The following is a 15,073-nucleotide window of genomic DNA, read 5'->3' on the forward strand; positions in this document are numbered from 1 at the left end:
CGCCCCTCCTCACCGAATCCCGCAGCACCGGGCGGCTCCCCGCAGCACCCGAGGCTCCTCGCACCGAAGGCACCTGACACCCATGAACAAGACCAGCAAGGCCAGCAAGAACAGCAAGGCCAGAGCCTCCCTCTACGGCACCGCCACCGTCGCCACCCTCGCCCTAGGCCTCACCGCCTGCGGCGGCGGCTCGGGTGGCGGCAGTGCCTCCTCCGGCACCTGGGACAAGAACGCCACCGTCAACATCGGCTCCCTCTACGAGCCGCAGAACCTCGACAACACCGCGGGCGGCGGCCAGGGCGTCACCGAGGCCCTGAACGGCAACGTCTACGAGGGTCTGTTCAAGCTCACCGACGACGGCAAGGTCGAGAGCCTCCTCGCCCAGGACCACGAGGTGAGCAAGGACGGCCTCACCTACACCTTCACCCTGCGCGACGGCGTGAAGTTCCACAGCGGCAAGGAACTGACCAGCGCCGACGTCAAGTACAGCCTGGAGAAGGTCCTCGCGGACGACTCGCAGTCCGCCCGCAAGAGCAACCTCGAAGTCGTCAAGGACATCGCCACCCCCGACGCGAAGACCGTCGAGGTCACCCTGTCGAAGAAGTCGATCTCCTTCGTCTACAACCTCTCCTACGTCTGGATCATCAACTCCGAGGCCAAGAACCTCAAGACGACCGAGGACGGCACCGGCCCCTACAAGCTCGCCAAGTGGACCCGCGGCTCCGCGCTGAGCCTCGACCGCTTCGCCGGCTACTGGGGCGACGCCGCCGCCAACAAGAAGGTCGTCTACCACTACTACAAGGACGCCTCCGCGCTGAACAACGCGCTGCTGACCAACGCCGTCGACGTGGTCACCAGCGAGCAGTCGCCCGACGCCCTGGAGCAGTTCAAGAGCAACCAGAACTACAAGGTCAACGACGGCGACTCCACCACCAAGCTGCTCCTCGCCTTCAACGACAAGGCCAAGCCGTTCACGGACGTCAAGGTCCGCCAGGCCGTCTCCGCCGCCATCGACGACAAGAAGCTGCTCGATTCCGTCTGGGGCGGCTACGGCAAGCTCATCGGCTCGATGGTGCCGCCGACCGACCCCTGGTACGAAGACCTCACCGACGTCAACGCGTACGACGTCACCAAGGCGAAGAAGCTGCTCTCGGAGGCGGGCTACGCCAAGGGCTTCAGCTTCACCCTCGACACCCCGAACTACGACCCGCACCCCACGGCCGCGACCTTCATCAAGTCGCAGCTCGCCAAGGTCGGCATCACCGTCAAGATCAACACGATCACGCCGGACGAGTGGTACACGAAGGTCTACAAGAACCACGACTTCACGGCCACGCTCCAGGAGCACGTGAACGACCGCGACCTGGTCTGGTACGGCAACCCCGACTTCTACTGGGGCTACGACGACAAGCAGGTCACCCAGTGGGTCGAGCAGGCCGAGGAGGCCTCCACGACCGACGAGCAGACCGACCTGCTCAAGAAGGTCAACCGCAAGACCGCCGAGGACGCGGCCAGCGACTGGCTCTACCTCTACCCGCAGATCGTCGTCGCGAGCAGCAAGCTCTCCGGCTACCCGCTCAACGGCCTCAACTCGCAGTTCTACGCCTACGACATCAAGAAGAAGGGCTGATGGGGCGCTATCTCCTGCGCCGACTCGCGTTCCTCCTGGTGTCGCTGGCCCTGGCGAGCGTGGTGCTCTTCGTACTGCTGCGCCTGCTCCCCGGCGACCCGGCCAACGCGCTCACCTCGGTGGGCGCCAGTCCGGAACAGATCGCCGCGGCCCGCCACTCCATCGGCTCCGACCGTCCGCTGCCCGAACAGTTCACCCACTGGCTCGGGCAGCTGACGAGCGGCGACCTCGGCACGTCCTTCGTCAGCTCGCTGCCGGTCGGCCCCGAGGTCAGCGCCCGCCTGAACGTCACAGTCCCGCTGACGCTGGCCGCGTTCGTGCTGGCCGTCGTCATCGCCGTACCGGTCGGCTTCGTGGCCGCGTACAAGCGCCACACCTGGTACGGGGCGGTGCTCAGCGGGATCTCCCAGCTGGGCATCGCCGTCCCGGTGTTCTGGCTCGGCATGATCCTCATCGCCGTGTTCGCGCTGAACGCGGGCTGGCTCCCCTCCGGCGGCTTCCCGCAGGACGGCTGGGCCGCGCCCGCCGAAGCCATCCGCTCACTCGTCCTGCCGGTGGTCACCATCGCGCTCGTGATGGGCGCCTCCCTGATCCGGTACGTCCGTTCCGCCACCCTCGACGTCCTCGGCAGCGACTATCTGCGCACCGCCCGGGCCCTCGGCGCGTCCTTCCCGCGGGCCATGTGGCGGCACGGGCTGCGCAACGCCTCCGTACCGGTCATCTCCATCCTCGGGATCGAACTCGCCTCGACGCTGCTCGGCGCGGTCGTCGTGGAGTCGGTGTACGCGCTGCCAGGACTCGGCTCGCTGCTCGCCACCGGTATCGCCCAGCACGACTACCCGGTCGTCCAGGGCGTCCTGTTCGTCTCGACCCTCGCCGTGCTCCTGATCGGCTTCGCCGCCGACCTGGTCCAGCGGATCATCGACCCGCGGCTGCGCGGACGGCTCTCCGGAGGTGCCCGATGACCCTGCCGCCCGCCCCGCTCAAGGAGACGGAGCCCGCGGAGTCGGCGACGCCGGTCTCGCGCCGCCGCCGTTCCGCCACGCTCCTCGCGGGCTGCTCGCTGACCGTCCTGATCGTGCTGCTCGCCCTCGTCTCGCTCGTCTGGCTGCCCTTCGACACCGAGGACACCTCCGGCGGCCGGCTCGCGGGTCCCGGCGACGGACACCTGCTCGGCACCGACAAGCTGGGCCGGGACCTGCTCACCCAACTGATGACCGGCGCCCGTATCGCGGTACAGGCGGGCCTCGGGTCGGTCGCGATCGCCGCGCTCGTCGGGGTCACCCTCGGCGTGCTCGCCGCGTTCGCGCAAGGGTGGCTCGACGACACCCTCGCCGCGTTCCTCGACATCCTCATCGCCTTCCCGACCCTGCTGCTCGCGATGCTCGTCGTCGCGGCCCGCTCGGCCACCCTCGGCTCCGCGATCCTCGCCATCGGGCTGGCCCAGAGCGCGGTGGTCGCCCGGCTCGTCCGGATCCTCGTCAAGCGGGTCCTGGCGCGGGACTACGTCACGGCGGCCCGGACCTCGGGCACCTCCTGGCCGCGTACGGTCGCCGGGCACGTCCTGCCGAACATCTGGCCCACCCTCGTGGTCAACCTGGCGCTCCAGTTCGGCCTCGCCGTGCTCGCCGAGGCCGGACTGTCCTACCTCGGCCTCGGCGCCCCGCCGCCCAACGCCTCCTGGGGCCGCATGCTCCAGGAGGCACAGGCCACCTTCACCACCGCACCCGCGGGCGCGCTGGCCCCCGGCATCCTGCTGGTCGTGCTCGTCGTCGGCGTCAACCTCATCGCCGACGGACTGCGCGACACCCTCGACCCGGCTACGAGAAGGAGGCGGACATGACCTCCCCCGCCCCCCTCCTGGACGTGCGCGGCCTGACCGTGCGCACCGACGGCGGACGCACCCTCGTCGACGACCTCTCCTTCACCGTCGGCAGCGGCGAACGGCTCGGTCTGATCGGCGAGTCCGGCTCCGGCAAGTCCCTGACCACACTCGCCCTGCTGGGCCTGCTGCCCGACGGCATGACCGCCACCGGCAGCGTCGAACTGGCCGGTACACAGATCGTCGGCGCCCCGGAGAAGCGCCTCACCGCCGTACGCGGCCGGGACGCGGCCGTGGTCTTCCAGGAACCCCTGACCGCCCTCGACCCGCTGATGCGCATGGGCCGCCAGATCGCCGAGCCCCTGGCACGCAGGACCGGAATCAAGGGCCGGGACCTGCGCGCCGCCGTCAAGGAGGCGCTGTCGCGGGTACGGCTGCCCGAACCCGAGCGCATCGCCCACGCCTTCCCGCACGAGATCTCCGGCGGCCAGCGTCAGCGCGTCGCCCTCGCCATGGCGCTGGCCTGCGAACCGAGCCTGCTCATCGCCGACGAACCCACCACCGCGCTCGACGTGTCCGTCCAGGCCGAGATGCTGGAGCTGCTCGACACCCTCGTCCGCGAACGCGAGATGGCCGTGCTGTTCGTCAGCCACGACCTCGCCGTGGTCGCCAGGGTGACCGACCGGGTCCTGGTGCTGAAGGACGGGCGGGCCGTCGAGGAGGGCCCCGTCCTGGACGTCGTCACCGCGCCGAAGGCCGACTACACCAGGGCGCTGGTCGCCGGCGCCCGGAAGCTGGAGTCCGCCCTGGACCTGAGGAGCCCGCGATGACACCGGAGCCCAAGCCGACGGAGGTGGCGAAGCCGACACCCGTACTGGAGCTCACGGACGTGGCCGTACGCTATCGGGGCGCCGCCGCCGACGTCGTACAGGATGTGTCCCTGGCCGTCGAGCCGGGGCAGTCGCTGGCCCTGGTGGGGGAGTCGGGCGCGGGCAAGACCACCCTGCTGCGGCTCCTGCTGGGACTCGCCCGCCCCACGGCCGGTACCGTCCACTTCGACGGCGAGCGGCTCGCCCCGCGCGACCGGCGGCAGATGCGCCGTTTCCGGCGAGGCGTCCAGTGCGTGTTCCAGGACCCGTACTCCTCACTCGACCCCAGCCGTCGCGTCGCCGCGATCGTCGCGGAGCCGCTGCGCTCCCTGGGCCTCGACTCCCGGACGACCGCTGCGCCGAAGGTGGCCGCCGCCCTCGAACGGGTCGGGCTTCCGGCGGACGCGGCCTCCCGCTACCCGCACGAGTTCTCCGGCGGCCAGCGTCAGCGCATCGCGATCGCCCGCGCCATCGTGTGCGACCCGCGCGTGCTGCTCGCCGACGAACCCGTGAGCGCGCTCGACGTCACCACCCGGGTCAAGGTCGTCGACCTGCTGGCCGAGCTGAAGGAGGAGCGGCGGCTGACCCTCGTCATGGTCTCCCACGATCTGTCGGTGGTGGCCTCCCTGTGCGAGCGCACGGCGGTACTGGAGAGCGGCCGGCTGGTCGAACAGGGCGACACCGCGCAGGTGTTGGGCGACCCGGCCCACCCGTACACCCGGCGGCTGATCGACAGCGTGCCGCGGCTGCCGGTCTGAGCGGCGGGCCGGCAGCCCCCTTCCTGTGAGCCTCGGCGTCGGCCCCGTGCGAGCGCGAGGCTGTGGCTAGACTCGCGCCCCATGCGTAACTCCGGCCCCGCCAGCCTGTGGCAGCAGACCTCTTCCAGCGCTTCGGTCACCGATGCCGGGGAGGGCAGAAGAGCGGTCGGGGGGAGGGGTGGCGCTTGGTGAGGGCTCGGCACAAGCAGTCCCGCGATCCGCGAGGGCACTGGCTGTTGCTGATACTCGTCCTGCCCGCGATGTTCGCGGCCCTCCTCTTCGAGGGCTGGACCAACCACGAGGTCGACGCCGCGGACACCCGGTCCGCCTGCACCTCACCCGCACCCGACGCCGTCGTACGCGGCGGCCCCGTCATCGGCATCAACCGCAACGGCGTGCAGACCGCCTCGATGCCCGCCCGCACCGTCGCGCTCACCTTCGACGGCGGCCCAGACCCCGTCTGGACCCCGCGCCTCCTCGATCTGCTGAAGAAGCACCGGGCCCGCGCCACCTTCTTCCTGCTGGGATCACAGGCCGCGCGTCACCCGGACCTCGTACGGCGGATCCGCGCCGAGGGCCACGAGATCGGCTCCAACACCTACACGGGAGCCGCCCTGGGCGAGACGTCCGCACTGCGCTTCTCCGCCGAACTGGACCTGACCCAAAGCGTGTTGGCAGGCACCGCCAGCCTGCGCACCCAGCTGCTGCGGATGCCGCGGACCACCTCGCCCGACACCCTGTGCGGCCGTGAGTGGGCGGCGGCCCGGCGCGCCACCGCCCACGGCTATGTACTGGTCGCCGCCGACAAGGCGTCCCGCAAGCCCGCACAGGGCCTGGTCCGTCAGTTCAGCCAGACGGCGACCGCCTACCGGGAGACGGAGAAGCTGCTCGGCAACCCGGGGGTCGACCGCTTCACCACCGTCTCGGCCGGGGTGCGGCTGACCCCGTACGAGCGGGTGTCGGCGGTCGAGCGCTGGAGCGGTACGGCCCTGATCCGGGCCACCTGGCTGGGGCGCGCGTTCTCGGACGTGATGACCTGGACGCTCGGCATCGCCGGGGCGCTCGGCGTGCTGCGGCTTCTCCTGCTCGTCCACTTCGCCCGCGCCCATGTGCGCCGGCTCGAACGCTCCCGGCCCGGCGCGCCCTGGCTGCGGGAGGTGACGGAACCGGTCACCGTGCTCGTCCCCGCCTACAACGAGGAGGCCGGGATCGAGGCCACCCTCCGCTCACTGCTGGCCTCCGACTACCCCCGGCTGCAGATCATCGTGATCGACGACGGCTCCACGGACCGCACGGCCGAACTCGCCGAAGGCGTCGGTGACGCACGGGTGCTGGTGATCCGCAAGGCCAACGCGGGCAAGGCCGCCGCCCTCAACACCGGTCTGGAGTACGCCAGTCACGGCATCCTCGTGATGGTGGACGCCGACACCGTCTTCGAACCGTACGCCGTGCACCACCTCGTCCAGCCGCTCGCGCACCCGGCCGTCGGCGCGGTCAGCGGCAACACCAAGGTCGGCAACCGGCGGGGCCTGCTCGCCAAGTGGCAGCACCTGGAGTACTGCTTCGGCTTCAACCTCGACCGCCGGATGTTCGAGGTGCTGGAGTGCATGACCACGGTGCCCGGTGCCATCGGGGCCTTCCGCCGGGACGCGCTGACGGGCGTCGGCGGGGTGAGTGACGACACCCTCGCCGAGGACACCGATCTCACGATGGCCCTGTGGCGGGCGGGCTGGCGCGTCCTCTACGAGGAGTCCGCCGTCGCCTGGACCGAAGTGCCCACCTCCCTGCGGCAGTTGTGGCGTCAGCGCTACCGCTGGTGCTTCGGCACGATCCAGGCGATGTGGAAGCACCGCGGCGCCGTCCTGGAGACGGGCGTGGCCGGCCGCTTCGGCCGGCGCGGACTCACCTACCTCGCGATCTTCCAGGTCGCCCTCCCGCTCCTGGCACCGGTCATCGACGTGTTCGCCCTGTACGGCGTGCTGTTCCTCGACCCGTTCAGCTCGGCCGCGGTGTGGTTCGCCTTCATGGGCGTCCAACTGCTGTGCGCCGGTTACGCGTTGCGGCTCGACGGGGAGCGCGTACGGACCCTGTGGTGGATGCCGTTCCAACTCGTCGTCTACCGGCAGCTGATGTATCTCGTCGTCTTCCAGTCCGTGGTCGCCGTGCTGCTCGGCAGCCGGCTGAAATGGAAGATCATGAAGCGTTCCGGCACCGCCGCTGAACAGATCGGCGACCCCGCCCCGTATAAGAGCGTGCCCACGAGATGACCCCGTGACGGGGTGCCCCCAGGTGTCGAAGGACTGGACAGGCGGATGAACGACGGGACCGACCACGGGACCGGCCACGGTTCGAGGGCGGGGCGCGGCAACGGCGCCCCGCCCTCGACACGTACGGCACCGCTGCCCGGTATGCCCTCGCCGGCCACCCCGGGCCGTACGCGCGAGGACCGTACGGACGACGGGAGCCGGCCCCACCGGAGCGCCGACAACGGCAGATCCCCCAGGCCCCGCCGCACCCGGCGTCGCAGGGCCGTGCGGCTGGCGGCCCTGCTGCTCGCCGCGCTGGTCGCGTCCTCCGTCGGCACCTATGTGTGGGCCGACACCGAACTGGACCAGGGGGTCGACCTCGGCGCGCTCCCGGACCGCGCGCCGGCCGGAAAGGGCACCAACTACCTGATCGTGGGCTCCGACAGCCGGGCGGGCCTGTCCGAGCAGGCCAGGAAGGACCTGCGCACCGGCTCGGCCGAGGGCCGCCGCACCGACTCGATGATCCTGCTGCACACCGGCGCCAACGGCACCACCATGCTGAGCCTGCCGCGCGACTCCTGGGTGACCGTGCCGTCGTACGTCCGCCCCGAGACCGGCCGCAGCTACCGCGCCGAGCCGGACAAGCTCAACGCCGCGTTCTCCCTCGGCGGCCCCGACCTGCTCGTACGGGCCGTGGAGAGCAACACCGGGCTGCACGTCGACCACTACGCGGAGATCGGCTTCGCGGGCTTCGTCGGAGTGGTGGACGCGGTCGGCGGCGTGGACATGTGCCTGGACCGGGACGTGCGGGACCCCAACTCGGGCGCCGACCTGCGCAAGGGCTGCCAGACCCTCGACGGCGCCGCGGCGCTGGCGTTCGTCCGCCAGCGCAAGCAGGAGGCCCAGGGCGACCTGGGCCGTACCCGCAACCAGCAGAAGTTCCTGACCGCCCTCGCCGCGAAGGCGGTCACCCCCGGAACCCTCCTCAACCCCGCCAGGTCCTTCCCGACCCTCGGCGCGGGCCTCGACACGCTGGTGGTCGACAAGGACACGGACCTGCGGGACCTCATGACACTGTTCCGCGCGATGCGGGGCGTCACGGCGGGCGGCGGCCGGCAGCTCAACGTGCCCGTGTCCGACCCCGCGCTCGCCACCTCCAAGGGCAGCGCCGTGAAGTGGGACGACCGCCGCGCGCGGACACTCTTCACAGAGCTGAGGGACGACCGCCCGGTGACGCTCCCGCGGGAGAGGTGACCCTGTTCTTCGACGCCACGCTCGTCGACTCCGGGGGAAGCACCGGAGCCGGCGGAAGCGCCGCGGCCGGGACCTCGACGGCGTGCGGGTAGGCGGCCGACCGCTTCTGGAAGGAGAGGATCTTCGGGTTCAGGACGACACCGTCGCGGATCTCGATGGCGTTCTTGATCGTGGCGTCACTGTCCCAGGCCGCCGGGCCGCTCAGCACCTTGCGCAGATACGGCAGGAGCGCCTCGCTGATCTCCCAGGTGGCCGAGTTCCACAGGTGCGACGGGCTGTGGTCCACGCCGTAGTAGTGGCAGCCGGTACCCACCGTGGGCATCGGGTCCTCGAAGGTGGTCGGCCGGGCCCATTCGAAGCCCATCTTCTCGTCGCAGGAGACGTCGACGAAGAAGGTGCCCGGCTTGAACAGGGCGAGTTCCTGGTCGGTGACGAACGTCAGCGGCGCGTCGGTGTCCTGCCTTATGCAGTTGACGATCACGTCGAACCCGGCCAGATACTCCGCGAGCGGCACGGGACCGAGCCCGGTGAGCGCCTCAAGACGGGACGGGTCGTCCTCGCGCTCGGCGAAGTGGCCCATCACGACCGACGGCATCGGCGAGGCGACGGCCGCGGCGGCACGCTGGGTCAGCACCGTGACGTCGGAGATCCCCATGGCGCCCAGACCCGTCACCGCCCCGCGTGCGGTCGCCCCGAAGCTGATGACCACCGCGCGCAGCCGGCGGCCGTAGCTGCCGGTCAGTCCGCCGAGCTGCAGGGCGTGCAGGACCGAGCAGTAGCCGGCCAGTTCGTTGTTCTTGTGGAACACATGGACGCTGAAGGCGCCGGTGGAGGTCCAGTGGTTCATGGCCTCCCAGGCGATGAGGCTGAGCTGCCCGTCGACGGCGAGCTGGGTCATCCGCTCGTCCTGCACGCAGTGCGGCCAGCCCCACAGGACCTGGCCCTGGCGCAGCTGGGCCACGTCCTCGTGCATCGGCTTGGGCAGCAGGAGGACATCGCACTCGTCGAGGAGCTGCTCGCGGGAGCGCAGTCCGCCCACCAGTGGCCGCAGCGCGTCGTCACCGACGCCGAACCGGCCGCCGTAACCCTCCTCCAGGAAGATCTTCGCGCGGACGTCGGGAGCGATCCGGTCGAGGTGACCGGGATGCAACGGCAGCCGGAACTCGTTCTCCTTGCGGGAGGAGGCGAGTACTCCGAGACTCAACAGACTCATGCGCGTCCTTCTATTTCGTTGTCGTCGTGCTGGTTCGATCGTCGTGCTGGTTCGATCGTCGTGCTGGTTCGATCGTCGTGCTGGTTCGATCGTGGTGCCGGTTCGTTCGGGGTGTGCAACGCCGGACCGGCCGGATCAGGAACGGTCTCCCCGGTGCCTGCGCACGCGTTCGTCCAGGGGGAGGGCCGTCTCACCCAGGCCGTTGACGGATCCGCACGCCATGCGCGCGCAGGTTCCGTGGCAGGCGAGGATCTGTCCGCCGTCGTGGTGGGAGACCACCACGGCCTCGGGGTCGGGTGCGTTCCGGTAGTCGGTGCCGCACATGAGGCAGGCCAGTCCGGAGAGCATCTCGGCGGTCGGTTCGGGGCGGCCGCGGCGGTGGCCGGAGATCGCGTCCTGTGAGTACATGTGTCCCGTGTCCTCTGTATTCGGGTCTGGTCGGACCGTGCACGAGGCTCCCGAATGCCCGGAGGCGTCCGAGGAGCTGGGAGGGTCGCTATCGCCGGGTGCGGAAGGGACTGCGGGAGGCGGCGGGACGGTACGAGCCAGAAGGCATCGTGCGGCTCATTTCCGGCCGGATTCGATCTGCGTCGGCCATTGCCGTTCTCCGAGTGCGACGCCGAAACGGATGACGGCATACGAGGTGCGCCCGGTGACGCAACCGTACTCCCTCCCGCATTCGGCGCCGACCCGCCGGGAAGCGGCCGAAGCCGGGCTCCTGGCCTTTTCCGCCCATCGGGAACGTAACCGGCACACCGGACGTTGTGGAGAGTGGTTGTAGTTGAAGTTTGCGAACGTGGAAGCGCCCGCGGAGTTCTGACAGCGGGCGCTATGTCGTTTTCGGGGGTTTTCTTCGACGACTGGCGACCAGCAACCCGGAGTCGCGCGAACGCGCGCGCTCTCCGCTCAGCTCGTCATCTCGATTCGAAGGAGACATCACATGGCTCTTGGAACAGTGAAGTGGTTCAACGCGGAGAAGGGCTTCGGCTTCATCGCCCCCGATGAGGGCGGCGAGGACATCTTCGTGCACCACTCGGCCATCGACACCGAGGGGTTCCGCTCCCTGGAGGAGAACCAGAAGGTGGAGTTCACGGCCAGCCAGGGTCCCAAGGGAATGCAGGCGGACCAGGTCCGCGCGCTCTGAGGAGCCCCCTCCCCGGGCCACCGTGGCAGGCCCTTTCCGAGGCAGACCCGTACGCGGGCCTGCCTCGGGGTGCATCCGGTGCCATACCGACAAGCCCCGCCCGGCCGACGAGCCCTGCCCGGCCGATGAGACCCGGGTGCCCCGCGGCGCGCAGTAGGCCCGCCCGCACCCCGAGAGGAAGCACGTGAGCAACACCGACACCATCGACCGGGGCGCCCGACCGGGCGATCCCGCCCGTATGACCAAGCCTCCGCCCGCCCGCCGCGGCAGCGACTACGCCGCGCTCTCCCGCGAGGTCAGGCAGAGCGGGCTGCTGAAGCGGCGCCCGGTCTACTACTCGGTCAAGGTCGGGGCGAACCTGCTCCTGCTGGCCGCCGGATGGACCGCCTTCGCGCTGATCGGACAGTCGTGGTGGCAGCTGGTGACCGCCGCGTTCCTCGCGGTGATGTTCACCCAGACCGCGTTCATCGGGCACGACGCCGGACACCACCAGATCGCCTCCTCCAAGCGGGTCAACAACGTGCTCGGCCGCGTCCACGCCGACCTGCTGGTCGGCCTCAGCTACGGCTGGTGGATCAACAAGCACACCCGGCACCACTCCCACCCCAACCACGTCGACCGCGACCCCGACATCGCCGACGGCGCGATCGCCTTCACCGAGGACCAGGCCCGCGTCCGCAGCGGCGCGTACGCCTGGCTGGGCCGCCACCAGGCCTGGCTGTTCTTCCCCATGCTGCTGCTTGAGGGACTGGCCCTGAAGGTCGCCGGCGTACAGGCCACCTTCGAGCGCGGCCGTACGCGTACCGGGCGCGTGACCAGGCTGGCCGAGGCGGCCCTGCTGACGACGCACATCGCCGGCTATCTCGCCGCCCTGTTCCTGGTCCTGACCCCGCTCCAGGCCGTGGCCTTCATCGCGGTGCACCAGGGACTCTTCGGGCTGTACATGGGGTGCTCGTTCGCCCCCAACCACAAGGGCATGGCCCTGTTCGGCAAGGACGACAAGATCGACTTCCTGCGCCGGCAGGTACTGACGTCACGCAACATCCGCGGCCACCGGCTCACCGACCTGGCCCTCGGCGGACTGAACTACCAGATCGAGCACCACCTGTTCCCGTCCATGCCGCGCCCCAGCCTGCGCCACGCCCAGGAACTCGTCCGCGCCTTCTGCGCCCGGCACGGCGTCGCGTACCACGAGACGAGCCTCCTCGACTCGTACGCCCAGGTGCTGAGGCATCTGCACACCGTCGGCGGCCCGCTGCGCCTGCGGCCGGAACTGGAGTACTGACTCACCGGGGGCTGCGCGGCACCACCAGCCCGCAGTCGTACGCCAGGATGACGGCCTGCACCCGGTCGCGGAGCCCGTACTTCTCCAGGATGTGCGCGATGTGCGTCTTGACCGTCGTCTCTCCCACGCCCAGTTCCAGTGCGATCTCCGCGTTGGACAGTCCACGGGTCAGGGCCCGCAGCACATCGAGTTCACGGCTGGTGAGCGCGCCGAGGCGGGACGGTACGTCCGGGGACGCGGGCGCGCCGAGATGGGCGAAGCGGTCGAGCAACCGGTGGGTGACCCGGGGCGAGAGCACGGCGTCACCGGCGGCCACGGTACGGATGGCGCCGACGAGCGAGTCGGCCGGCCCGTCCTTGACGAGGAAGGCGCTGGCCCCCGCGCGCAGGGCGTCCACCACGTGGGCGTCCAGGTCGAACGTGGTGAGGATGACGATGCGGCTCGGCGAGCCCGTCTCCGCGATACGGCGCGTGGCCTCGACGCCGTCCATGTTCGGCATCCGGATGTCCATCAGGACGATGTCCGGGCTCAGGGACCGGGCGCTCTCGACGGCCTCGACGCCGTCCGCCGCCTCACCGACGACCGCGATGTCCGGTTCCGCTTCGAGGATGAGCCGGAACCCCGTCCGGATCATGGGCTGGTCATCGACCAGCAGGACGCGGATGGCTTGCATGCGGGGAGTGCCCTTCGTAGTGCCCCGCGATGTCGTACGGGGGATCGTCCGGTACCGGTGTCGGTGCCGCTGCTGGTGTGTGTGCCGGCGTCGACGCCGGCAGCGGTACGACCGCGTGCACGCAGTAGCCGCCGCCCGGGCGCGGGCCGGTGTGCAGTGAACCGCCCACGGCACCGATGCGTTCCCGCATGCCGAGCAGTCCGTGACCGGGCCCGTCGGGCAGGTCGGCCCGGCGCGGCGCCGCCCCCTCGCCCGGCCGGGGCCCGTCGTCGCAGAGCCGGACGGTGAGCCGCCGGTGCCTGCGCTCCCAGGCGACGGTCAGTTCGGCGTGGGTGTGGCCGGCGTGCTTGAGCGTGTTGGTGAGCCCCTCCTGCACGACGCGGTAGACGGTCAGGTGCGAGCCGGCCGGTAGTTCGGCGGGTGTCCCGGTCGTCGTGAAGTCCACGGTGAGGCCCGCCGCGCGCACCGCGTCCACCAGCGCGGGCAGGGCCTCCACGGTGGGCTGCGGCGGCTCCTTGCTCGGATCGGCGTCCGCCTCGTCCTCCGTACGCAGCACGTCGAGGAGTCTGCGCAGTTCGGTGACGGTCGCCCGGCCCGTCTCCTCGATCGTGCCGTGCAGCTCGTGGGCCTTGTCGCCGTCGCGGTCCTGGATCCGGTCGGCGGCGATCGTCTGGACGACCATCAAACTGACGTTGTGCGCGACGATGTCGTGCAGCTCGCGGGCGATCCGGGCCCGCTCCTCCATGACGGCGGCGCGCGCGTTGGCCTCCTGGGCGCGGCCCAGCGCCGAGGCCCGTTCCAGTGCCTGGTCGCGAATGGCGGCGCGCGCCCGGGTCAGCCGGCCGAGAGCCCACGCCGCGACCAGCAGCACGCCGTCCGCCAGCAGGGTGGCGATGCGGTGCCCGTCCGGCGCGAGGACCGCCTCGGTGACGGCCGCGGCCGGGATGACCACGGCCACGACCAGGGTGGCCGTCCTGGGCGCGCCCCGCAGGGCGGTCAGGAGAACCGCCGTGGCCACGCCCATGTAGGAGGGTCCGATGGAGGTGCCCTGCGGACCCGACAGGTGCGGGATGTAGTGCCGTCCCTGGAGCGCGGCCACCGCCACCGTCATGACCAGCAGAACCGGCAGGGGGAAGCGCCGGTGGACGGCCAGCGGCAGTGCGGACAGCAGGGCGAGTACGACGAACAGGGCGTCCGGGGTGCGCAGTGCGGGCACGTCGGCCGGCATCGGGACGAGCGGGACGAACGCCCCCGCGGTGAAGAGCAGAGCCAGACCCGCGTCCGTGACGGCCGGGGGCACACGCCGTCCGGCGAACGAGTCCATCAGGGTCATGGCCCCCACGGTAGACGGACCGCCGGGGCCGCCCCTCTGGCCTGGGGAGGAACCGTTTTCGGCCGCCTCCTCCGCGAAGGCATCCTCCGCAGGGAGGAGGGCCCGCCGAGGCCCCTGGAGCGGGCGGACCCTCGGCAGGTCAGTGGGAGACGCGTACACCGTCCAGGGCGATGGCCATCACCCGGTCGCGCTGGGCGTCGTCGTCGAACGTCGTCGCGGTGATGCCCGCGACCATGCGCAGCAGATCGACGAAGGTCATGTCCGTACGCGCCTCGCCGGCCCGCTGGGCCCGTTCGAACAGCGGGGTGCCGGCCGCGTACATCGACTCGCGGCAGGCGGCGAAGATCGCCGACTCGTCGTTCAGGGCCTCGCGCACGGCCCGCTTGGTCACCATGTAGCCGGCGAACCGGTCCAGCCAGGCCGTCAGCGCCTCCCACGGTTCGAGGTCCGCGACCTCCTGGGCGACCTCGCACAGGGAGTTGACCTCGTCCGCGTACAGGCTCTCGAAGAGGTGTCTGCGGGTGGGGAAGTTGCGGTAGAGCGTGCCGATGCCGACGCCCGCGCGACGGGCGATGTCCTCCAGGGAGGCCTCCGCGCCGTGCTCCGCGAAGGCCTCACGGGCGGCGGCGAGCAGCGCGTCGTAGTTGCGCGCCGCGTCCTTCCGGTAGGGCCGCCGGGTCGCGACGATCTCGCTGATGGGAAACGACTGGGCGGTCACTGCTGCCTCCCGGGCGGGACGAGGTTGAAGCGGAGGTGTGCCTCCGCTACAGTGGAGGGGTACCTCCACTTTAGCAGTGCGGGGTGCGTCCACCGGGGACACGTGCGGCCGCACGCGCCGCCGGCACG

Annotated in this window: 14 protein-coding genes; 9 read left to right on the forward strand and 5 right to left on the reverse strand. The window is 70.8% G+C overall.

The annotated features are described in order from the left end of the window. Positions 1-82 precede the first annotated feature (82 nt). The 7 genes from ACH4DZ_RS20930 (at position 83) to ACH4DZ_RS20960 (ending at position 8,579) form a co-directional block, all read left to right on the forward strand. Entirely contained in the window at positions 83-1,630 is a 1,548-nt protein-coding gene (locus ACH4DZ_RS20930; RefSeq protein WP_398288690.1) for an ABC transporter substrate-binding protein, read from the forward strand. Then, positions 1,630-2,595: an ABC transporter permease gene (locus tag ACH4DZ_RS20935; protein WP_398288692.1), complete on the forward strand. Its 966-nt coding sequence runs from the start codon at positions 1,630-1,632 to the stop codon at positions 2,593-2,595. Before ACH4DZ_RS20930 ends, ACH4DZ_RS20935 begins: the two co-directional genes overlap by 1 nt. Further along, positions 2,592-3,473, forward strand: a complete 882-nt coding sequence (locus ACH4DZ_RS20940) for an ABC transporter permease (RefSeq protein ID WP_398288693.1) — start codon at positions 2,592-2,594, stop codon at positions 3,471-3,473. Before ACH4DZ_RS20935 ends, ACH4DZ_RS20940 begins: the two co-directional genes overlap by 4 nt. After that, positions 3,470-4,282, forward strand: coding sequence for an ATP-binding cassette domain-containing protein (locus ACH4DZ_RS20945; protein WP_398288694.1), 813 nt, complete (start codon positions 3,470-3,472; stop codon positions 4,280-4,282). The genes ACH4DZ_RS20940 and ACH4DZ_RS20945 overlap by 4 nt, the downstream gene beginning before the upstream one ends. Further along, positions 4,279-5,079 (forward strand): ABC transporter ATP-binding protein, encoded by an 801-nt coding sequence (locus ACH4DZ_RS20950; RefSeq protein WP_398288695.1) that lies wholly within the window; start codon positions 4,279-4,281, stop codon positions 5,077-5,079. The genes ACH4DZ_RS20945 and ACH4DZ_RS20950 overlap by 4 nt, the downstream gene beginning before the upstream one ends. A gap of 188 nt (positions 5,080-5,267) precedes the next feature. Beyond that, the gene (locus tag ACH4DZ_RS20955) at positions 5,268-7,346 is read left to right on the forward strand and encodes a bifunctional polysaccharide deacetylase/glycosyltransferase family 2 protein (protein ID WP_398288697.1); all 2,079 of its coding nucleotides are present in this window, start codon (positions 5,268-5,270) and stop codon (positions 7,344-7,346) included. 45 nt (positions 7,347-7,391) lie between these two features. Continuing rightward, complete coding sequence (locus ACH4DZ_RS20960) at positions 7,392-8,579, forward strand: LCP family protein (protein ID WP_398288700.1); 1,188 nt, start codon at positions 7,392-7,394, stop codon at positions 8,577-8,579. On the opposite strand, the gene ACH4DZ_RS20965 is transcribed toward ACH4DZ_RS20960, so the two are convergent. Both ACH4DZ_RS20965 and ACH4DZ_RS20970 read right to left on the reverse strand, forming a co-directional pair. After that, a complete protein-coding gene (locus ACH4DZ_RS20965; RefSeq protein ID WP_398288701.1) occupies positions 8,530-9,792 on the reverse strand; it encodes a N(5)-(carboxyethyl)ornithine synthase in 1,263 nt (420 codons plus the stop codon). The genes ACH4DZ_RS20960 and ACH4DZ_RS20965 overlap by 50 nt on opposite strands. 135 nt (positions 9,793-9,927) lie before the next feature. Beyond that, a complete protein-coding gene (locus ACH4DZ_RS20970; RefSeq protein WP_398288702.1) occupies positions 9,928-10,200 on the reverse strand; it encodes a hypothetical protein in 273 nt (90 codons plus the stop codon). Between the two features lie 532 nt (positions 10,201-10,732). Here ACH4DZ_RS20970 and ACH4DZ_RS20975 point away from each other — a divergent pair. Together ACH4DZ_RS20975 and ACH4DZ_RS20980 are read left to right on the forward strand one after the other, a co-directional pair. Continuing rightward, positions 10,733-10,936: a cold-shock protein gene (locus ACH4DZ_RS20975; RefSeq protein WP_398288703.1), complete on the forward strand. Its 204-nt coding sequence runs from the start codon at positions 10,733-10,735 to the stop codon at positions 10,934-10,936. A 238-nt stretch (positions 10,937-11,174) separates the two neighbouring features. Next, positions 11,175-12,221 (forward strand): fatty acid desaturase family protein, encoded by a 1,047-nt coding sequence (locus ACH4DZ_RS20980; protein ID WP_398288765.1) that lies wholly within the window; start codon positions 11,175-11,177, stop codon positions 12,219-12,221. 1 nt (position 12,222) lies between these two features. Here the strand turns inward: ACH4DZ_RS20980 and ACH4DZ_RS20985 are convergent, their stop codons facing one another. From ACH4DZ_RS20985 to ACH4DZ_RS20995, 3 genes are all read right to left on the reverse strand, one after another. Further along, the gene (locus ACH4DZ_RS20985) at positions 12,223-12,894 is read right to left on the reverse strand and encodes a response regulator (protein ID WP_398288704.1); all 672 of its coding nucleotides are present in this window, start codon (positions 12,892-12,894) and stop codon (positions 12,223-12,225) included. Next, positions 12,863-14,227 carry a sensor histidine kinase gene (locus ACH4DZ_RS20990; RefSeq protein ID WP_398288705.1) on the reverse strand — a complete coding sequence of 455 codons (1,365 nt, stop codon included), beginning with the start codon at positions 14,225-14,227 and terminating at the stop codon, positions 12,863-12,865. Before ACH4DZ_RS20990 ends, ACH4DZ_RS20985 begins: the two co-directional genes overlap by 32 nt. Before the next feature lie 139 nt (positions 14,228-14,366). Further along, complete coding sequence (locus ACH4DZ_RS20995; protein WP_398288706.1) at positions 14,367-14,945, reverse strand: TetR/AcrR family transcriptional regulator; 579 nt, start codon at positions 14,943-14,945, stop codon at positions 14,367-14,369. Between the last annotated feature and the right edge of the window lie 128 nt (positions 14,946-15,073).

The organism is Streptomyces sp. NPDC017991 (assembly GCF_044328075.1).
Classification (GTDB): Bacteria; Actinomycetota; Actinomycetes; order Streptomycetales; family Streptomycetaceae; genus Streptomyces.